Origin of the sequence: Paracoccus sp. Z118, from assembly GCF_019061185.1 — a bacterium.
Taxonomy (GTDB): Bacteria; Pseudomonadota; Alphaproteobacteria; order Rhodobacterales; family Rhodobacteraceae; genus Paracoccus.
In genome coordinates, this window is sequence record NZ_JAHQZU010000007.1 from 14,454 (window position 1) to 34,051 (window position 19,598).

The 19,598-nt window shown below is 70.3% G+C and carries 18 protein-coding genes; 7 read left to right on the forward strand and 11 right to left on the reverse strand.

What is annotated here, in order from left to right:
• Positions 1-159: 159 nt before the first annotated feature.
• The 4 genes from prfB to KTN05_RS07690 form a co-directional block, all read right to left on the reverse strand.
• Positions 160-1,287 carry a peptide chain release factor 2 gene (prfB, locus tag KTN05_RS07675; protein WP_217328807.1) on the reverse strand — a complete coding sequence of 376 codons (1,128 nt, stop codon included), beginning with the start codon at positions 1,285-1,287 and terminating at the stop codon, positions 160-162.
• 89 nt (positions 1,288-1,376) lie between these two features.
• Positions 1,377-3,890, reverse strand: coding sequence for a PBP1A family penicillin-binding protein (locus tag KTN05_RS07680; protein WP_217328808.1), 2,514 nt, complete (start codon positions 3,888-3,890; stop codon positions 1,377-1,379).
• Positions 3,891-3,972: 82 nt separating this feature from the next.
• Positions 3,973-5,316 carry an N-acetylmuramoyl-L-alanine amidase gene (locus KTN05_RS07685; protein WP_371823300.1) on the reverse strand — a complete coding sequence of 448 codons (1,344 nt, stop codon included), beginning with the start codon at positions 5,314-5,316 and terminating at the stop codon, positions 3,973-3,975.
• The gene (locus KTN05_RS07690) at positions 5,313-6,449 is read right to left on the reverse strand and encodes a pyridoxal phosphate-dependent aminotransferase (RefSeq protein WP_217328809.1); all 1,137 of its coding nucleotides are present in this window, start codon (positions 6,447-6,449) and stop codon (positions 5,313-5,315) included. The genes KTN05_RS07685 and KTN05_RS07690 overlap by 4 nt, the downstream gene beginning before the upstream one ends.
• 141 nt (positions 6,450-6,590) lie before the next feature.
• Between KTN05_RS07690 and KTN05_RS07695 the strand changes: the two genes are divergently transcribed.
• The gene (locus KTN05_RS07695; RefSeq protein ID WP_254368064.1) at positions 6,591-7,340 is read left to right on the forward strand and encodes a DsbA family protein; all 750 of its coding nucleotides are present in this window, start codon (positions 6,591-6,593) and stop codon (positions 7,338-7,340) included.
• A gap of 362 nt (positions 7,341-7,702) precedes the next feature.
• Here the strand turns inward: KTN05_RS07695 and KTN05_RS07700 are convergent, their stop codons facing one another.
• From KTN05_RS07700 to KTN05_RS07720, 5 genes are all read right to left on the reverse strand, one after another.
• Positions 7,703-8,251: a sarcosine oxidase subunit gamma gene (locus tag KTN05_RS07700; RefSeq protein ID WP_217328811.1), complete on the reverse strand. Its 549-nt coding sequence runs from the start codon at positions 8,249-8,251 to the stop codon at positions 7,703-7,705.
• A complete protein-coding gene (locus KTN05_RS07705; RefSeq protein ID WP_217328812.1) occupies positions 8,244-11,180 on the reverse strand; it encodes a sarcosine oxidase subunit alpha family protein in 2,937 nt (978 codons plus the stop codon). The genes KTN05_RS07700 and KTN05_RS07705 overlap by 8 nt, the downstream gene beginning before the upstream one ends.
• Positions 11,177-11,581, reverse strand: coding sequence for a sarcosine oxidase subunit delta (locus tag KTN05_RS07710; RefSeq protein WP_217328813.1), 405 nt, complete (start codon positions 11,579-11,581; stop codon positions 11,177-11,179). The genes KTN05_RS07705 and KTN05_RS07710 overlap by 4 nt, the downstream gene beginning before the upstream one ends.
• A 102-nt stretch (positions 11,582-11,683) precedes the next feature.
• Entirely contained in the window at positions 11,684-11,992 is a 309-nt protein-coding gene (locus KTN05_RS07715) for a hypothetical protein (protein WP_217328814.1), read from the reverse strand.
• 106 nt (positions 11,993-12,098) lie between these two features.
• The gene (locus tag KTN05_RS07720) at positions 12,099-13,379 is read right to left on the reverse strand and encodes a sarcosine oxidase subunit beta family protein (RefSeq protein WP_217328815.1); all 1,281 of its coding nucleotides are present in this window, start codon (positions 13,377-13,379) and stop codon (positions 12,099-12,101) included.
• A gap of 181 nt (positions 13,380-13,560) precedes the next feature.
• On the opposite strand from KTN05_RS07720, the gene ccmI reads away from it, so the two are divergent.
• Genes ccmI through KTN05_RS07740 form a run of 4 tightly spaced genes read left to right on the forward strand, consistent with a single transcriptional unit; the run spans position 13,561 to position 16,750 of the window.
• Positions 13,561-15,072 carry a c-type cytochrome biogenesis protein CcmI gene (ccmI, locus tag KTN05_RS07725; protein WP_254368065.1) on the forward strand — a complete coding sequence of 504 codons (1,512 nt, stop codon included), beginning with the start codon at positions 13,561-13,563 and terminating at the stop codon, positions 15,070-15,072.
• Entirely contained in the window at positions 15,069-15,542 is a 474-nt protein-coding gene (ruvX, locus tag KTN05_RS07730; protein ID WP_217328816.1) for a Holliday junction resolvase RuvX, read from the forward strand. The genes ccmI and ruvX overlap by 4 nt, the downstream gene beginning before the upstream one ends.
• Positions 15,539-15,697 carry a DUF1289 domain-containing protein gene (locus KTN05_RS07735; protein ID WP_217328817.1) on the forward strand — a complete coding sequence of 53 codons (159 nt, stop codon included), beginning with the start codon at positions 15,539-15,541 and terminating at the stop codon, positions 15,695-15,697. The genes ruvX and KTN05_RS07735 overlap by 4 nt, the downstream gene beginning before the upstream one ends.
• A 60-nt stretch (positions 15,698-15,757) precedes the next feature.
• Entirely contained in the window at positions 15,758-16,750 is a 993-nt protein-coding gene (locus KTN05_RS07740; protein WP_217328818.1) for a CAP domain-containing protein, read from the forward strand.
• A 4-nt stretch (positions 16,751-16,754) separates the two neighbouring features.
• On the opposite strand, the gene map is transcribed toward KTN05_RS07740, so the two are convergent.
• Positions 16,755-17,555 (reverse strand): type I methionyl aminopeptidase, encoded by an 801-nt coding sequence (map, locus tag KTN05_RS07745; protein ID WP_217328819.1) that lies wholly within the window; start codon positions 17,553-17,555, stop codon positions 16,755-16,757.
• 127 nt (positions 17,556-17,682) lie between these two features.
• Between map and KTN05_RS07750 the strand changes: the two genes are divergently transcribed.
• Together KTN05_RS07750 and KTN05_RS07755 are read left to right on the forward strand one after the other, a co-directional pair.
• Positions 17,683-18,429: a molybdopterin-binding protein gene (locus KTN05_RS07750; RefSeq protein ID WP_217328820.1), complete on the forward strand. Its 747-nt coding sequence runs from the start codon at positions 17,683-17,685 to the stop codon at positions 18,427-18,429.
• Positions 18,426-19,172: an N-acetyltransferase gene (locus KTN05_RS07755; RefSeq protein WP_217328821.1), complete on the forward strand. Its 747-nt coding sequence runs from the start codon at positions 18,426-18,428 to the stop codon at positions 19,170-19,172. Before KTN05_RS07750 ends, KTN05_RS07755 begins: the two co-directional genes overlap by 4 nt.
• Before the next feature lie 34 nt (positions 19,173-19,206).
• On the opposite strand, the gene KTN05_RS07760 is transcribed toward KTN05_RS07755, so the two are convergent.
• Complete coding sequence (locus tag KTN05_RS07760; RefSeq protein ID WP_217328822.1) at positions 19,207-19,590, reverse strand: hypothetical protein; 384 nt, start codon at positions 19,588-19,590, stop codon at positions 19,207-19,209.
• Positions 19,591-19,598: the final 8 nt, after the last annotated feature.

A 19,598-nucleotide genomic window follows, 5' to 3' on the forward strand; every position in this document is an offset into this window, starting at 1 on the left:
CGCAGGGGTCGCAACCCCTCATCACGCCAGCGGACCATCGACCGCCGCAAAACGGACCGAAACCCGGCCGGACCAGCTTTCTTCTTCGCTGAAATATCCCCGCCGGAGGCAGGCCTGGACGAACGGCAGCCGCAGCCAATCGGCGCGCTTCAGGGACGTTCAGTCCTCGACATTGGCCTCGGCCCGGCTTTTCCCGGCCACGTCCATCGCCAGCGTCGCGGCCATGAACGCGTCGAGATCGCCGTCCAGCACCCCTTGGGTGTCGCTGGTCTCCACCCCCGTCCGCAGGTCCTTCACCATCTGGTAGGGCTGCAGCACGTAGGACCGGATCTGGTTGCCCCAGCCGGCATCGCCCTTGTTCTCGTGCGCGGCGTTGATCGCCGCGTTCCGCTTGTCCAGTTCCAGCTGATACAGCCGCGAGCGCAGGGCGTTCATGGCGATCTCGCGGTTCTGGTGCTGCGATTTCATCGAACTGGTGACGACGATGTTCGTCGGCAGGTGGGTGATCCGCACCGCCGAGTCGGTGGTGTTGACGTGCTGCCCGCCCGCGCCGGACGAGCGGTAGGTGTCGATGCGGATGTCGCGGTCGGGGATGTCGATTTCGATATTGTCGTCCACCACCGGATAGACCCAGACCGACGAGAAAGACGTGTGCCGCCGCGCCGAACTGTCGAAGGGGCTGATGCGGACCAGCCGGTGCACGCCGGATTCGGACTTCAGCCAGCCATAGGCGTTCGGCCCGCTGATCTTGAACGAGGCGCTGCGGATGCCCGCCTCTTCGCCCGATGTTTCCGACTGAAGCTCGACCTTGTAGCCCTTCTTCTCGGCCCAGCGGGTATACATCCGCGCCAGCATCGAGGCCCAGTCGCAGCTTTCCGTGCCGCCCGCGCCCGCGTTGATTTCAAGGAAGGTGTCGTTGCCGTCGGCCTCGCCGTCCAGCAGCGCCTCCAGTTCCTTCTGCGCGGCTTCCTCGGCGATGGCTTTCAGGTTCGCCTCGGCCTCGGCGACCAGATCGGCGTCGCCCTCGTCCGCGGCCAGTTCGACCATCTCGGCATTTGCGTCCAGATTGCTGGACAGCCGCTTGTAGGTCTCCACCGCGTCCAGAAGCATCTGCCGGTCGCGCATCAGCTTCTGCGCGCGGGCCGGATCGGACCACAGATCGCCATCCTCGATCATGGCGTTCATCTCCTCCAGCCGGTGCGGCGCGGTGTCCCAGTCCATCCGCTGCGCGAGCAGGCGCAGCGACTTGCGGATGGAATCGATGGTGGTCTGGGTATCGGCACGCATGGGCGGTCCTTCGGGCGGTCGGCGTCAAGACAAGCGCTGATACAGGCTGCGGGCCGCCGATTCAAGCGTGCAGCCCGGCGCGGGCCGGATCAGTAGAGTCCGCCGGACGAGATGACCGAGGTGTCGGCCTTCTGCGGCAGCACCCTCTGCCGCCCGGAGGAGGTGGTGACGGTGGTGGCCGCCTCGCGCCCCTGCACGATCTTGGGCAGGACGTTCGGATCGACGCGTCCGAAGCCGCCATCGACGACCAGCTGACCGCTGTACATGTCGGTGCCGTCGCGGAAATACTCCGCGATCGTGCCGTTGCCATAGGGCACGTTGACGAAATGCCCGCCGGGCGGCACCTTGAACTCGGTCCCGCCATATTCCTTGACCGCCTGCCGCATGAATGCGTTGAACACCGGCACGCACAGCGTCCCGCCATAGGCGTTGTCGCCGAGGCTGCGCGGCTGATCGTAGCCCAGATAGCACCCCGCCACGATGTTGGAGGTGAAGCCGACGAACCACACGTCCTTGGCGTCGTTGGTGGTGCCGGTCTTGCCCGCGACGGGCACCGGCAGGTTGACCCCGCGCCCCGAGCCGCGCTTGACGACGCCTTCCATCATCGAGGTCAGCTGATAGGCGGTGATGGCGTCCATCACCCGCTCGCGGTCCGAACTGATCCGCGGCGCTTCGCCCGCGGGCAGCGCCTGCTGGCCGCAGGTCTCGCAGACGCGGCGGTCGTGGCGGTAGATCGTGCGGCCGTTGCGGTCCTGCACACGGTCCACCAGCGTGGGTTCGACCCGCTCGCCGCCATTGGCGAACATGGCGTAGGCGGCGACCATCTTGAACAGCGTCGTTTCCTGCGCCCCGAGGCTGTTGGCGATATAGGGGTCCAGCCGGTCATAGACGCCGAACCGCTCGGCGTATTTCGCGACCGTGTCCATGCCGATATCCTGGGCGATGCGGATCGTCATCAGGTTGCGCGACTGCTCGATCCCGGTGCGGATCGGCGCCGGGCCATAGAAGCCGCCGCCCGCGTTCTTGGGCGTCCACAGCCCCTGCGGGGTGTTCACGACCACCGGCTCGTCCGCGACGATGGTGGCCGGGGTGTAGCCGCTGTCCAGCGCCGCGGCATAGACGAACGGCTTGAAGGCCGAGCCGGGCTGGCGCATCGCCTGCGTCGCGCGGTTGAAGACCGAGGACTGGTAGGAGAACCCGCCCTGCATCGCCATGACGCGGCCGGTGTTCACGTCCATCGCCATGAACCCGCCCTGCACCACCGGCACCTGCCGCAGGGTCCAGCGGATGAACTCGCCGGTATTGTCGTCGGTCATCTGCCGGACCAGGACCACGTCGCCCACCGTCAGCAGATCGCCCGCGACCTTCGCCTGCGGCGCCCGCTGCGTGCCGGGCATCAGCTTGCGCGCCCATTGCACGTCGCGGGCGGGAATCCAGTGGCCGTCCTCGTCGTCCGGGGTGCCTTCGATGCCGATGCGGGCATCGGATTCGCCGACCTGCAGCACCACGGCGGGATACCACCCCTCGATGTCGCGCGGCACGGCGGCGTTCGACAGGGCCGCGCGCCACAGGTTTTCGTCGGCCAGTTCGGATTCGGGGATGGTGATGCCGGTGCCGCGCCACAGGCCGATGCTGCGGTCGTATGTCTCCAGCGCGTCCTGAAGCGCCTTGGCGGCGATCGACTGAAGCTGCGGCTCGACCGTCGCGCGGATGGCGAGGCCGCCGGTGAAGAACTCCTCCTCGCCGAACTCGCGGCTCAGCTGGCGGCGGATTTCGTCGGTGAAATAGCCGCGCGGCGGAAGCTGCTGGCGGAAGGACGGAAAGTCGCCGTTCTGCACGGTGCGCAGCGGCTTTTCCGACTCGGCGCGGAAGGTCGCCTCGTCGATATAGCCGTTCTGCCACATCTCGCGCAGGACGTAGTTGCGCCGCTCGGTGATCCGCTGCTTGTCGTTCACGACCGAGCGCGAGGGCGCCTGCGGCATCGCCGCCAGCATCGCCGCCTCGTGCGGCTGAAGCTGGTCGAGCTGCTTGTTGAAATAGCTCTGCGCGGCGGCGGCGACGCCGTAGCTGTTCTGGCCCAGGAAGATCTCGTTCATGTAGAGTTCGAGGATCTGGTCCTTGCTCAGCGTCTGCTCCAGCCGCGTGGCGAGGATCAGTTCCTTGACCTTCCGTTCGACGCTGCGATCCGAGGACAGCAGGAAGTTCTTCATCACCTGCTGGGTGATGGTGGACGCGCCGCGCACCTCGGCCCCGCCGGTGCGGATCGCCTGCACCGCCGCGCCCGCCATGCCGCGCGGATCGAAGCCGTGATGGACGTAGAAGTTCTTGTCCTCGGCGCTGATGAAGGCCTGCTTGATGAGGTCCGGCATTTCCGCGACCGGATGGAACAGCCGCCGTTCCTGCGCGAATTCGTCGATCAGCCGGCCTTCGCCGGAATAGACGCGGCTGATCGTCTTGGGGGCGTAGCTGGCAAGCTGCTCATGGCTGGGCAGGTCGCGCCCATACATCCAGAACACGCCGCCCAGAATCAGGGCGACGAAGACCAGGCCCGTGACGAACCACGAAAATATGCCGCCGAAGAACGACAGGACGAAGCGGACCACAAAGACCTCTCGGGCTGGCTGCGGCTGGCGAACAGGGGGTTTCTATAGACGCCGGAGGGGGAGGCGTCAAAACAACCTTGTGTCAGTCGGGCACATACGGCACCGCGCCGCGAAGCGAGGCGAGGCTGGCGATGTCCGCCTGCCAGTTGGCGACCGCGCGGGTGATCGCCGCCGCCATCTGCGCCCGCCAGGCGGGGTTCAGCAGGTTGGCGCGGTCCGCCGGATCCGAAAGGAACCCCAGTTCCACCAGTGCCGACGGGATATCGGGCGATTTCAGCACCGAGAACGCCGCCCCCTGCACCGGCCTGCGGTGCATCCCGATGTCGGACAGCGCCAGTTCGCTGGACAGATGCGCGGCGAAGGCTTCGCTGCGCGGCTGGGTGCCGGTGCGGGCAAGATCCATCAGCGCGCGGGCCACCTGATCGTCGGTTCCGTCCAGATCGACGCCCGCCAGCAGGTCGTCGCGGTCGTGGCGGGCGGCCAGCTCGCGCGCCGCGCGGTCGTTCGATTGCGGGTTCCAGACATAGATCGTCGCCCCCGCCGCCTGACCCTTGGGCAGCATGTCGGCGTGGAGCGAGATGAACAGGTCCGCCCGCACCGCCCGCGCCGAGGTCGCCCGCTGCTCCAGCGGGATGAAATGGTCATCGCCCCGCGTCAGCATCGGTTCGAACCCCGCTGCCGTCAGCGTCGAGGCGAGTTCGGTCGCAAAGCCCAGCATCAGCGCCGCCTCGGTCAGCCCGTCCACCTGCGCGCCGGGGTCGATGCCGCCATGGCCGGGGTCGATCACGACGCGCAGCCGCTCATGCCGCGGCGGCGCGGGCGGGAGCTTCGCCAGCGGCGGCAGGCCGTGCAGCGCGGTCAGTGCGTCCTGGCGGGGGGCGAAACGGTCGGCGGGAACGGGGGTGAGGGCGAGTTCGATGGCGGCGGCGCCGAGGGGCCGGGCAGGATCGCCGGATGGCCCGGCAGCGTTCCCGGCCTCGCCCGTGTTCGCGGAGTTCCCGGCCTGCGCCTGAGCGCCGCCTGAAACAACCGCCGCGGCCCCGGTGATCGTCGCCCGGCTGATCTGATAGGTGCCCGGCAGTTCGGCCACGATCCGGCCCCAGCCGGACAGCCCCCCGCCCCAGCGCAGCCCCGGAAGCAGCTCGGCCCCCGGCACCGCGGCATCCTCGGGCGGCAGGGTCATCCCCTCGACCTCGACCACCAGCCGCGGCGGCGCGTCCAGCAGATAGACCCGCCACGGCGCCCGCACCCCGACCGAGAGGCGCAGCGACAGCGGCCGCGCCGCGTCCCGCTCGCGCCCCTGCGCGGCGATCAGCGATTGCGTCGGGTCGAACCGCACCGCGCCGGGCGGGTTCGCGTGGGCAGGCGCGAGCGCCAGCCATGCCACGGCCAGCGCGATCAGACCCCGCAGGAACGCTGCGATCACCGCTGCGACATGAACCGGGCCAGCCGGTCCAGCCCCTCGGCGATATCCGCCGTGCTGCGGGCATAGGAAAAGCGCAGCGTCCGCGCCCCGCGCACCGGGTCGAAGTCCAGCCCCGGCGTGACCGCCACCCCGGCCCTGTCCAGAATCTCGGCCGCAAAGGCGCGGCTGTCATCGGTCAGGTCCGACACATCCGCATAGACATAGAACGCCCCATCCGGCGGCGCGATACGGTCGAAACCGATGGCGGGCAGACGCTCCAGCATCAGCCGGCGGTTCTCGGCATAGACGGCAAGATTCGCCTCGGCCTCGTCCACGCAGTCCAGCGCGGCCAAGGCCGCCACCTGGCTGGCGTGCGGCGGGCAGATGAACATGTTCTGGGCCAGCCGCTCGACGGTGCGGATCATGTCCTCGGGCACGACCATCCAGCCGATCCGCCAGCCGGTCATGCCGAAATACTTGGAGAAGCTGTTGATGACGAGGGCATCGTCCGTCACCTCCAGCGCGCTGACCGCCCGCTCGCCGTAGCTGAGGCCATGATAGATCTCGTCCGACACCAGCGCCGCGCCGCGTTCCGCCGCAGCCGTCGCCAGCGCCGCAAGATGCTCGCGGTCCAGCATCGTCCCCGAGGGGTTGCCCGGCGAGGCAAGGATGATCCCCTGCACATCGGGGGGAATGTCCGAGGGCACCGGCTGGTAACAGTTCTGCGCCGCCGTCTGCATCCCTACCGGTTCGACCGACATGGCCCGCAATATCTGCCGATAGCTGGGATAGCCCGGCTCGCCCAGCGCCACCCGGTCGCCCGCGTCGAAAAGGGCCGAGAAGGCGAGGATGAATGCCCCCGACGAGCCCGGCGTCACCACCACCCGCGCGGGGTCCAGATCGACGCCATACCAGCGCCGGTAAAGACCGGCGATGCCGCGCCGCAGCTCGGGCAGGCCCAGCGCGACCGTGTATCCCAGCGGCTGATCCAGCGCGCGGGCCAGCGCCTCGCGCGCGCCCTGCGGCGCGCCCACCGAGGGCTGGCCGACCTCCATGTGGATGATGTGGCGGCCGTTTTCCTCGGCGATGCGGGCCGCCTCCATCACGTCCATGACGATGAACGGATCGACCTGTCCGCGCGACGATTTCCGCATGCCCGTATCCCCTTGCCTTGCCGGGCGCTTGTTGCCCGCCGCCCCGGTCTGGTCAAGCGGCGGGTCAAGCTCACGCAAGCGTTGGGTTGCGATGGTGCGGCGTCCGGGCCAAGCATGCACCAACTCGTGAAAGGATGCCGCATGTCCCGCTTCGCCCTCGCCGCCGCGCTGCTGGCCGCAACCGCCCTGCCCGCCGCCGCATTCGATCCCGCCGCCATGACCGAGACGGAGAAGGCGGCCTTCGGCGAAGCGGTGCGCGACTACATCATGACCAACCCCGAAGTGCTGATCGAGGCTGTCAACAGTCTTGAGGCGAAACGCCTTGCCAACGAGGTCGAGAACGACCGCGCGCTGGTCGCCGCCAACAGCGCGGCGATCTTCGAGGACGGCTACAGCTGGGTCGGCGGAAATCCCCAGGGCGACCTCACGTTGGTCGAATTCGTGGACTACCGCTGCGGGGTGTGCCGCCGTGTCCACGAGGACGTGGGGAAGGTCGTCGCGGGGGACGGCAACATCCGCCTGATCTACAAGGAATTCCCGATCCTCGGGCAGGAAAGCGACCTCGCCTCGCGCTTCGCCATCGCGGTGAAGCAGACGGCGGGCGACGACGTCTACAAGAACATCCACGACCGGCTGATGACGATGCGCGGGGCGGTGACGGTCGAGTCGCTGTCTGCGCTCGCCCGCGACATGGATCTGGAGGCCGAGCCGCTGGTCAACCGCATGAACACCGAGGAGGTCAGCGCCGAGATCCGCGCCAATGCGCAACTGGCCGAGCGGATGGGCGTGATGGGCACCCCCACATTCATCATCGGCGGCGAGATGCTGCGTGGCGTCCCGCAGACGGGGCTGGCCGACGCGGTGGAGCAGATCCGGGCGTTGGAGGGGTAAGGGGCGGGAACGGAGCCTTCGGGCCGCCGATGCGCGCCATGCGCTCGATCCGGCGGGCTTGGGGCGTTCGGGCAGTGCCAGCTTCTGTCAAGCGAAACCGGGGATCTGGCGCAGAACCGCAGCGGAGCAGTATCACCGCAGGATGGGGGTTGCCCGACCCTCCGCCGCGATGGGGCGGGAAGCGGTGGGGTAAGCCTGCCCTTCGTCAGCCCTTGATCATCTCGGACGTGCCTTCGATCTCGATTGGGCCGGCATGCCCGAGGCGCAGCGGCACCGCGCCAGCCCGAAGGGCGGAGCGCGTTCCTTGCGGACGTCTTTCCGCATCCGCGCGGCAGGCCTGAGCCTCCGGGCGAGGTCAAACCTCAGCGCGGGTCGAGATCGCTCCCCGGCGCGGCTGCCCCCGCGAGAACCTGCGCCACGTAGTCGCGGACCGAGCGGAAGGCGATCAGCCGCCAGCCCCGTCCGGTCTCCGCGCCGTCGATCCGCCAGACCGCGCAGGCGACCTGCGCCGCGCGGGTCCGGCGCAGGCCGTCGCGCGGCCGCGTTTCAAGATCAGCGGGGCACAGCTTGGCCAGCACCTGTCCCGGCTTGCGCCCGGTCACGTCGAAGACGCAGCGCATGTCGCTGACATCCTGCACCAGCGCATGTTCCCCGGTCAGCGCGCCGGCAACATCGGCCACCGCCCGCCCCCGCTCGCTGCCGGGCACGATCAGCAGCAGCTCATCGGGCGACATCCAGCCCAGCCAGCGCAGCCCGTCCGTGGTGAAGCGTCCCGTTTCCGGCAGCGCCAGCCCCGCTGCTTCCGCGATGGCATCGCCCGCCCGGCCAAGGTCGGCGCGAATCAGTACCATGCCGAGGCCGCGTATCTCGGCGATCCCGGCCAGCGGCGTCATCGTGATCGCATCAGCCATCGGCGGCCCCTTCCGCTTTCGCGCCTTCCTTGTCGTAGAACACCGGATCGACGATCCGCGCCCGGAAGCTGTCGCCGGGCACCGGAAACTCCAGCACCTCGCCCATCCGCTCCGGCCCGTGATGGACCAGACCCATCGCGATCGGGCGATCCAGCGTGGGCGAGTGATAGGTGGAGGTCACCCTTCCTTGGCTGTTCCGCTGCCCGTTGGCGTTCACCCCATCCGCCACCGCCAGCGCCCCGTCCGGCAGCACCCGGCCATCGAGGCTTTCCAGCCCCACCAGCCGCCAGCGATCCGGCGAGGCCATGAACGACCGCTCCTGCGCGCGCTTGCCGATGAAGTCGGGCTTCTTCCTGCTGATCGCCCAGTGCAGGTTCAGGTCCTGCGGGATCACCGTGCCGTCCGTCTCGTCCCCGATCATGATGAAGCCCTTTTCGGCCCGCATGACGTGCATCGCCTCGGTCCCGTAGGGGGTGATGTCGAACTCGGCCCCCGCCTCATGGATCGCCTGCCAAAGTTGCAGCCCTCGGTTCGCGGGGGCCGCGATCTCGAACGACAGCTCGCCCGAGAAACTGATCCGATAGACGCGGACGGGGATGCCGGCCAGCTCGCCCTCGGCCCAGCCCATGAAGGGCAGCGCGGCGGCGGACAGGTCCATCCCGCCCAGCTTCGCCAGCACCCGGCGGGCATAGGGGCCGACCACGGCGATCTGCGCGAACTGTTCGGTGAGGTTGGCGGTGTAAACCTGCCAGTCCCACCATTCGCATTGCAGCCAATCCTCCATGTGGCCGTGGATGCGCTCGGCCCCGCCGGTGGTGGTGTGGCAGAGCCAGGTATCCTCGGCCAGCCGCACCGCGACGCCGTCATCGACGAGGAAGCCGTTTTCCGAACACATCAGCCCGTATCGGCATTTGCCCACGGGCAGGCTGGACATCATGCCGGTATAGATCATGTCGAGGAACCGCCCCGCATCCGGCCCCTTCACAAGGATTTTCCCCAGCGTCGAGGCATCCAGCGTCCCCACGCCCGAGCGCACGGCGCGGATTTCCCGCGCCACCGCCTGCCCGCGGGTCTCGGCGCCGCGCGGGTAGCAATAGGGGCGCCGCCAGAGGCCGACCGGCTCCCAATCCGCGCCATTCGCTTCGTGCCAGCCGTGGATCGGGGTCTTGCGGAGCGGCTGGAACACCGCGCCCCGTGCCTCGGCGGCGATGGTGCCGAAGGTGAGCGGGGTGTAGGGCGGGCGGAAAGTGGTGGTGCCGGTCGCGGCGATGGGCTGATCCAGCGTCGCAGAAAGAACAGCCAAGCCATTGATGTTGCTCGTCTTACCTTGATCGGTGGCCATGCCGAGCGTGGTGTAGCGCTTGGCGTGCTCGACGCTGGCATAGCCCTCGCGCGCGGCGAGTTCCACATCGCTGACCTTCACGTCGTTCTGGAAATCCAGCCACATCTTGAAGCGCATCTTCGCAGGCGCGTTGGCCGGCATGACCCAGACCGGCAGGATCGCCGCCGCGTCTGCCGCCCCCGTCAGGGCCGCGACAGCCAGATCGCCGGACGCAGCGCCGACTGGCGTCACGTTGCCGCGCCCGTCCGCGCCGGTCGGCTGGCGGCTCGGGTCGGGGGCGAAGAAGGCGCGGGCGTCGTCCCAGACCAGCTTGCCGCCGCAATGACTCCACAGATGGTCGGCCGGCGACCAGCCGCCCGACATGGCGATCACGTCGCAATCGACCGTGCCCAACGGCGCACCCGAACCGTCCTGCGCGCAGAATTCTACCCCGCTGACGCCCTTGCGGCCCAGCACCCGCGCGATGCCGCAGCCGGTTTCCACCCGAACACCGCGCGCCCGCGCCTCGCCGGGCAGCAGCCCATCGGCCACCGGCCGCGCGTCCAGCACCACCGGCACCGCAAGGCCCGCATCCAGCGCCACCAGCGCCGTGCGATAGGCGTCGTCGTTGTTCGTCACCACTGCGATCCGCCGCCCCGGCGCGACTCCGTGATCCACGATGTAGTCGCGCACCGCCGAAGCGAGCATCACCCCCGGCACGTCGTTGCCGGCAAAGCTCAGCGGCCGTTCCAGCGCCCCGGTCGCCGTGATCACATGGCCCGCGCGGATGCGCCACAGCCGCTGCCGGGGCAGCCCCGCGTTCGGGTCGTGATCGGCCAGCGCCTCGCGCGCCAGCAGGTAGCCGTGATCGTAGAGCCCCGTCGCCATCGTGTTCCGGCGCAGGGTGACGTTCCGCAGCGCGCGCAGCTCGGCCAGCAGCGCGTCCACCCGCCCCTGCCCGCCCGGATGATCCACCGGCGTCCGCCCGCCCCAATGGGCGGCCTGTTCCAGCACGATCACCCGCCCGCCCCGGCGCGCCGCGTCCAGCGCCGCGTTCAGCCCGGCGATGCCGCCGCCGACCACCACCACATCCGCGAAGCCATAGGCCTGCTCGTAGCGGTCGGGGTCGGGCAGTTCAGGCGCGCGGCCGAGGCCGGCGGCGCGGCGGATGATCGGCTCGAACACGCTCTTCCACGCGCGGCGGGGGGCCATGAAGGTCTTGTAGTAGAACCCCGCCGGCAGGAACCGCCACAGCGCGTCGTTGATCGCCCCGAAATCCCGGTTCAGCCCCGGCCAGGCGTTCTGCGCCGTCGCCACCATGCCCTGCACCAGCGGCGTCGTCGTGGCCCGCTGGTTCGGCTCGAACCGGCCGCCCTGCCCGAGGCCGAGCAGCGCGTTCGGCTCCTCCGCGCCCGAGGCGAGGATACCGCGCGGGCGGTGATACTTGAAGCTGCGTCCCACCACGCGCTGCCCGCTGCCCAGCAGCGCCGAGGCGAGCGTGTCGCCGGAAAAGCCGGTCATCTGCCGCCCCTCGAAGCGGAAGCCGAGCGGTTTGCTGCGGTCGATCAGGCGGCCGCCGGCCGGCAGGCGGAAAGGTCCGGTCGTCATGCGAAGCTGTCCCGTGCGGGGGTGGGGTTCGGGGCGGGGTCGTTGCCGACGCCCGGCGCGCTGTCGCCGGTGATCTCGTCCCAATGCGGCACCCAGTCCGGGCGGTCCGCGCGGATAGCGGCGATGATCTCGCGCGGGGGGTATTTCGACTGCGCGGGGTAGGTGCCGAAGACCTGCAACGTCACCGTGTCGCGCGCGGCGAGGAACCACTTGCCGCAGCCATAGAGATGCCGCCAGCGCTCGAAATGCACGCCCTTGGGATTGCGGCGGGCGAACAGGTACCACTCGAAATCCGCGTCGGTGGAGCCCGGCCCATGGCGGGTCAGATGCGCCTCGCCGCCCGGATGCAGTTCGGTTTCCTCGGCGGCGACGCCGCAATAGGGGCAGGTCAGGATCAGCATGCGGAGGTCCTCGGGGCCGGGGCGGACGAACGCCGAAGGCCCCGCGCGGGCATCGCGCAGGGCGGATAGGTCTTGGCCCCGGTCAGTGCCGGGAAGGCGGCGTCAGTTGCTGCCGCGGGTCGTATCGACGCCGGTGCCGGGCGCGAGGTCCGGGTTCGGCTGTGCCACGGGCGATCCGGGCGGTGCGTCGGCGCCGGGCGGCGCGCCGGGCTCGGGCCCCGCGCCGGTGACGCCGGCCGGCTGGCCGACGGTGCCGGTCGCCACGGGCGAATCGGGCAGCGGCACCGGCTCGGGCACGTTGATGCCCAGGAAGAACCAGACCGCCAGAGCGATGACGATGACGGCACCGAGGACGATGGGAAGTATGCCGATTTCTCCGGCGCCGGATCTTGTGGGACGGGGATCAGCCATGTCGCAATCTCCTGAGAACGCTGCAGGGCCAACGAACGGGAAGCCGCCGGGTTCCAGCCCCGCGTCACCGCGCCGCAGGTCGTCGCCACACCGAAGAACCCGCCCCTCAATGCGCCACCCCCGCAGCCACGCTTTCGTCGATGAACCGCCCTTCGGCAAAGCGGCTCATCCCGAAATCCGCCGCGAGCGGACCGGGCGCGCCCTTCGCCACCAGCTCGGCCATGGCCCAGCCCGAGCCGGGGATCGCCTTGAACCCGCCCGTCCCCCAGCCGCAATTGACGAAGACCCCGCCCACCGGCGTCGCCGACAGGATGGGCGAGCGGTCCCCGGTCATGTCCACGATTCCGCCCCATTGCCGCAGCATCTTGAGGCGGCTGAGCATGGGAAATGTCTCGATCAGGGCGCGGACGGTTTCCTCGACATGCTGCCAGCTTCCGCGTTGGGTGTAGTTGTTGAACCCGTCGGTGCCGCCGCCGATCACCATCTCGCCCTTGTCGGACTGGCTCAGATAGCCGTGGACGGTGTTGGCCATCACCACCACGTCCATGCAGGGCTTGATCGGCTCGCTGACCAGCGCCTGAAGGGCGATGCTTTCGATCGGCAACCGGAACCCTGCCATCTCTGCCACGACCGAGGAATGGCCGGCGACGACGATGGCGAGCTTGTCGCATTCGATCCGCCCGCGGGTCGTCTCCACCGCGCGGACCCGGCCGCCGGCGATATCGACGCCCGCCACCTCGCAGTTCTGGACGATGTCCATGCCCATCTGCGAACAGGCCCTTGCATAGCCCCAGGCCACCGCGTCGTGCCGCGCAGTGCCGCCGCGCTCCTGATAGAGCCCGCCCAGCACCGGATAGCGCGGCCCGTCGATGTTCATGATCGGCACCAGCCGCTTGACCTCGGCCGGCTCGATCCAGCGCGTCGCCACGCCTTGCAGGTGGTTGGCGATGGCCGTGCGCTTGTAGCCGCGCACCTCGTGTTCGGTCTGCGCCAGCATGATGAGCCCGCGCGGGCTGAACATGACGTTGTAGTTCAGCTCCTGACTCAGCGTTTCATACAGCTTCAGCGACTTGTCGTAGATCGCCGCCGACGGGTCCTGCAGGTAGTTCGAGCGGATGATCGTCGTGTTCCGCCCGGTGTTCCCGCCGCCCAGCCAGCCCTTTTCCAGCACCGCCACATCGGTGATGCCGAAGTTCTTGCCCAGATAATACGCCGTCGCCAGCCCGTGCCCGCCCGCGCCGATCACCACCACCTTGTAGCGCCCGCGCGGCTGCGCGTCGGCCCAGGCGCGTTCCCACCCGCTATGCAGCCGCATCGCTTCGCGCGCGATGGCGAAAACAGAATAACGGCGAGGCTTTCTGGCCGTCGGGGTGCTGGGCTCGGGCATGGCTGGCGCCTCGGGTCGGGACAGGGACGGCGGCAGATTGCATAAGCACCGCGCCGGGGGGAAGAGGCGAGATGCCGCGCGCACCCGGCCCGGCCGCGTTCGCGGGCAATTGCCGCACCCTGCGCGACTTTCGCCGGGCTGCCAAACCGCCTATCTAGCCTGCGGGCCGAAGGAGAAGCGGATGTTCTGGATCATGGTTGCGGGAATGGTTGCGGTCGTGGCGCTGGCGATCGCGCTGCCGTTCCTGCGGGCCGGCAAGGGCACCGAGCCCGCGGCCGCCTATGACCTGCGCGTCTATCGCGACCAGCTGCGCGAAGTGGACCGCGACCGCGCGCGGGGCGTGCTGAACGACGACGACGCGGGCCGCCTGCGGACCGAGATCGGCCGCAAGGTGCTGGACGCCGACCGCGCCCTGTCGGCCCAGGCGCAGCGCGGCGCCACCCGCAGCCCCGGCACGGGCGCGGCGCTCGCGGTGCTGGCGGTGCTGCTGGCGGGCGGCGCGGGGCTCTATGCGCTGGAACTCGGCGCGCCCAGGATGCCGGACGCGCCGCTGAACGCCCGGCTCGCCGGGGCCGAGGAAACCTACCAGTCCCGCCCCGCGCAGGCCGAAGCCGAAGCCGCCGCCCCCGCCGTCGAGCGGCCCGAACCGGACGCCCAGTATCTGCAACTCGTCGAATCGCTGCGGGACGCCGTGGGCCGCAACCCGGACCCGCAGGGCCTTGCGCTGCTGGCCCGGCACGAAGGCCAGCTCGGCAATTTCACGGCCGCGCGCGAGGCGCAGACCCGGCTGATCGAGGCGCGCGGCGCGGCGGCGACCGCCGACGACCACGCCCGCCTCGCAAGCCTGATGATCGAGGCGGCGGGCGGCATCATCACCCCCGAGGCCGAAGCCGAAATCCTGCGCGCCCTTCAGATCGACCCGCGCGAGCCGCTCGCCCGCTTCATGCAGGGGCTGCTGTTCGCGCAGAACGGCCGCCCCGACCGGACCTTCCCGGTCTGGGCCGACCTGCTGGCGACCGGCCCGCAGGATGCGCCGTTCATCGAGGTGATTCGCGGCACGATCCAGGATCTGGCCTGGCTCGCCGGGCAGCCGAACTACGTCCCGCCGATGGCGCAGCCGGCGCCCGGCCCCGATGCGGAATCGATGGCGGCGATGGAGGCGATGTCCCCCGAGGAGCGCCAGATGATGATCGGCGACATGGTCACGCGGCTGGAAAGCCGCCTCGCCCAGCAGGGCGGCACGCCCGAGGAATGGGCGCGGCTGATCTCGGCGCTGGTGGTGATCGGCAACGAGGCCCACGCCCGCGAGATCTGGACCGAGGCGCAGACCCGCTTCGCCCCCAACCCCGAGGGGCTGGCCGTGGTCACCGAGGCCGCCCACACGGCGGGGCTGACGGATGCTGCGGCGCCGGCCCTGCCCGGCCCTACCGCCGAGGACATGCAGGCGGCCGCGCAACTCTCCGCCGCTGAACAGGGCGAAATGGTCGCGGGCATGGTCCGGCGCCTCCACGACCGGCTGACGACCGAGGGCGGAACCGGCGAGGAATGGGCGCGGCTCGTCTCGGCCCTCGTGGTGCAGGGCGACGACGCGGCGGCCCGCGACATGCTGGCACGGGGCCGCGCCGAACTGGCGGGCGACGCAGGGGGGCTGGAAATGCTGAACGGCGCCGCCCGGCAGGCGGGGATCGAATGATCCGCGCCGATATGGCGGACTTTGCCGCCGCCCTGCCCCGCATTGGCGGGATCGCGGGCCTTGACCTCGGCACCAAGACCATCGGCGTCGCCGTCAGCGACGGGCTGCGGCAGGTCGCCTCTCCTCTCACCACGATCCGCCGGACCAAGTTCACGCAGGACGCCGCTGCGCTGCTGGCCATCGCGGCGGAGCGGGGCCTCGCCGGGCTGATCCTCGGCCTGCCCCGCAACATGGACGGGACCGAGGGGCCCCGCGCCCAGTCCACCCGCGCCTTCGCCCGCAACCTCGAACGGCTGACCGACCTGCCGATCGGATTCTGGGACGAGCGTCTGTCCACCGTCGCCGCCGAGCGCGCGCTGCTGGAAGCGGACGCCTCCCGCGCACGCCGGGCCGAGGTCATCGACCAGGTGGCCGCCGGCTACATCCTGCAAGGGGCGCTGGACCGGCTGCGCCATCTGGCCCAGCCATGACCGTCCCCAGTCCCTGCCGCAACATCTGCACGCTGGACCGCACGGCCCGCATCTGCACCGCCTGCGGCCGCACGCTGGAGGAAATCGGCCGCTGGGGATCGATGTCGGACGCGGAACGGCAAGCGGTTCTGGACCGGCTCGCTGCAAGGGGCTGATCCCGCCGGAACCCCGTGCGGAAGGCGGCGTTGCCCCTGTCAGAGCCTGAGGGAAGCGACATGGCGGCGATGAACATCCGGGCTGCTGGCATCCTTGCTGCGGGGAGCGGCCTCCGGCGCGGGGCCGCCAGCCTGTGCGTTTCTCTCGCTCTGCTGCCGTTCCCGGCCATCGCCCAGGTGCCGGGCGACATCGCGGCGATGCGCGAACATGCGCTGGCGCTGGTCAACGAGTCCCGCGAGGCGGAGGGGCTGAACGCCCTCACCTTGGGCGAGGATGCCGTAGAGGCCGCGCAGGCCCATGCCGACGACATGTTCGACCGCGACTACTACGCCCACGAATCACCCGAGGGCGAGACGGTGCAGGACCGCTATATCGACGCGGGCGGCAGCCCGTGGCACCTTGCGGCCGAGAACATCGCCCGCTGCGTCGGCTGCCCGCCGCCATCGGAAACGACCGTGGGGAACCTGCACCAGGGCTGGATGGACAGCCCCGGCCACCGCGCGAACATCCTCGCCCCCGGCCTCGCCACATTCGGCTTCGGCCTCACCTCCGGCGCCGAGGAAGGGCTCTACGCCGTCCAGACCTTCGCCGGACCGGGCGTCCCGCGCGGCCTTGCCCCGGACGAGGAGCCGGTCGCGCTGGCCCCGGCGGAGCAGGCCGAACGCGCGCTGAACTACGTCAACCGCGCCCGCGAACGGGAAGGCGCGGCGGCGCTCCAGCCTGCTGAGGCGCTGAGCGCAGCGGCCGCAAACCTGCTGCCCCCGCCGGATCAGGAGGAGTTCACCCTGAACGCCGGGGGCGACCTGTTCGCCGCGCTGCCCGAGGGCGAGCGGACGGCCTGGGCCTCGCTCATGGTGCTGGCGGGCGTCTGCGGCGGTTGCGGGACCGAGCCGACATCGGCCGACATCCGCGATTTCGTGCGCGGCTGGCTGGGCGATCCCGGCTACCGCGCCACCCTGCTCGACCGCGAGGTGACGCATCTGGGCTTCGCGCTGCTGCCGGACGGCGACGGGCGCAAGATCGCGGTGCTGGTGCTGGGGCAGGCGCGCTGACGCCTCACATCTTCGGAAAGAACAGCCCGCCCGGCGACAGGGTGAAGATCTCGCACCCGTCCGAGGTCACGCCGATCGCATGCTCGAACTGCGCCGACAGCGACTTGTCGCGGGTCACGGCGGTCCAGTCGTCGGCCAGCACCTTGGTCTCCGGCCGGCCGAGGTTGATCATCGGCTCGATGGTGAAGAACATCCCTTCTTCCAGCACCGGGCCCTTGCCGGGACGGCCATAGTGCAGGACGTTCGGCGGGGCGTGGAACACCCGGCCGAGACCGTGGCCGCAGAAGTCGCGCACCACCGACATGCGCTGGGATTCGGCATAGGTCTGGATCGCCGCGCCGATATCGCCGAAGGTCGCGCCGGGGCGCACCGCCTCGATCCCCTTCATCAGGCTGTCATGCGTGACCTCGATCAGCCGCCGCGCCTTCACGCTGGGGGTGCCTGCCACATACATGCGCGAGCTGTCGCCATACCAGCCGTCCACGATCACCGTGACGTCGATGTTCAGGATGTCGCCATCGGCCAGCGTCTTCTCGCCGGGGATGCCGTGGCAGACGACGTGGTTCACGCTGATGCAGCTTGCGTGCTGGTAGCCGCGATAGCCGATGGTGGCGCTGGTCGAGCCGGTCTCCTCGACCCGCCGGTGGATGAAGTCGTCCAGCTCGCCGGTGGTCACGCCGGGCACGACCAGCGGGCCGACCTCGTCGAGGATGGTGGCGGCCACGCGGCCCGCCTCGTGCATGCCGGCGGAGTCCTCGGGGCTGTGGATGCGGATGCCTTCGCGGGTGAGGCGCGCTTCGTTCATCTGTCGTCCTTTCGGTTTCATCCGAGATAGCCCCGGCGCGTCCCTTGTTCCAGTCCCCCCTTGTCCCCGCCCCCCTTGTTCCGGGCCTGCGCCCGCGCATTATGGCGCCAGCAGGAAGGGAGCCGCCATGCAGTCCGACAACCCCACCGCCGCCATCCTCGTCATCGGGGACGAAATCCTGTCGGGCCGCACGCAGGATACGAACTCGCATCATCTGGCGGGGGTGCTGACCTCGGCCGGGATCGACCTGCGCGAACTGCGGGTGGTGGCCGACGACCACGACGCCATCGTCGCGGCGCTGCGCGCGCTGGCGGCCAGCCTTGGCGGGGCGTGGGATCTGGTCTTCACCTCGGGCGGGATCGGGCCGACCCATGACGACATCACCGCCGATGCGGTCGCGGATGCCTTTGGCGTCGAGCTGGTGGTGAACGACGCGGCGCGGGACATCCTTCAGCGCCGCTGGGCCGAAACAGGGGTCGAGATCACGCCCGCCCGCCTGCGGATGGCCCGGATTCCCGTCGGCGCGACGCTGATCGACAATGCGGTGTCGGCGGCGCCGGGCTTTTCGCTGGGGGGCGTGCATGTCATGGCCGGGGTGCCGTCGGTCTTCAAGGCGATGACCGACTGGCTGGTGCCGCGCCTGCCCACCGGCCGCCCGCCGGTCAGCGAAACAATCGAGGTGATGCGCCCCGAATCCGAGGTGGCGGGCGAGCTTCTGGCGGTCGCCCGCAGCTTCCCGGCGCTGTCGCTGGGCAGCTATCCGTTCCACAATGCGCAGGGCTACGGGACCAATCTCGTGATCCGCGGGCTCGACGGCGATCAGGTGGCGCAGGCGAAAGCCGAGCTGAGCCGGGCACTGGGGCTGCCGGCATGATGGACCTCGCGCTGCGCACCGCGCTCGACGTGACCTGGCCCGCCGCCGGATACGCCCGCGTCGGCGGCATCCGCATCGGCCGCCAACCCGGCGGCGGCAAGCGCCTGAACGCCGCCTGGGCCGCGAGCGACTGGACGGAAGCCGACGTCGCGCGTGCCATTGACCAGCAGCGCAGCTTCGGCGCGAAGCCGCTTTTCGCAGTGATGGATGGCGATCTGCCGCTAACGCAGGCGCTGGCCGCCCGCGGCATGGATGATTTCGAGCCGACGGCGATCCTGCACGCGCCCGTCAGCCTTCTGACCGACCAGCCCCTCCCCCCGATGGGTGCGTTCGCGGTCTGGCCGCCGCTCGCCATCCAGCGCGAGCTGTGGGCCGAGGCGCAGATCGGCCCCGGACGGCAGGCGGCCATCGACCGCGCCCCGCAGCCCAAGGCGGCGCTGCTGGGGCGGGTCAAGGACCGGGCGGCGGGCGTCGGCTTCGTCGGGGTCTGCGGCCCGGTGGCCATCGTCCACGCGCTGAGCGTGCTGCCCGGGTTCCGCCGCATGGGCGTCGCCGACTGGATGATGCGCCGCGCGGCAGGCTTCGCCGCGGAAAGGGGTGCCGACCGCATCGCCGTGGCGGTCACGCGGGCGAACACGGACGCGCTGGCGCTTTACGATTCGATGGGGTTCAACGAAGCGGCGGGATACCGGTATTTCACCGAGCCGGACCCGGACGGATGGCTCGCCACGCCGCCTCCCTGACCCCGCGCCGCTGCCGCTGCCGCGACCAGCGGCCTCAGGCCGAAGCCAGCCGCCGCAGCTCGCGCTTCAGCAGGTCCAGCTCGGCCCGCATCAGCTCGATCTCGGCCCTCAGGTCGTCGTCCAGCGGGCGACCGGCGATCAGCGGCAGCACGCCGAGGCGGGCGGCGCCGGGTCGCGGACTCTCGTCCGCCTCGCCGTCATCGGCCAGCAGCACGAAGCTGTGGACGCCATCCGACAGCCGATCCACCGGCAGCGCCACCGAGACATGGAAGCGCCCCTCGCCCGCCGGCTCGACAGAGGCGCCGGCGACATGCATCCCGGTCTGCGCGAGGAAGACCCGCTGCGGCGGCGTGCCGCTGTGCAGGATGCCCTGCCAGATGCCGCCGCGCAGGCCCGCCGAGGTGAAGCTGCCCTCCATGTCCGCCC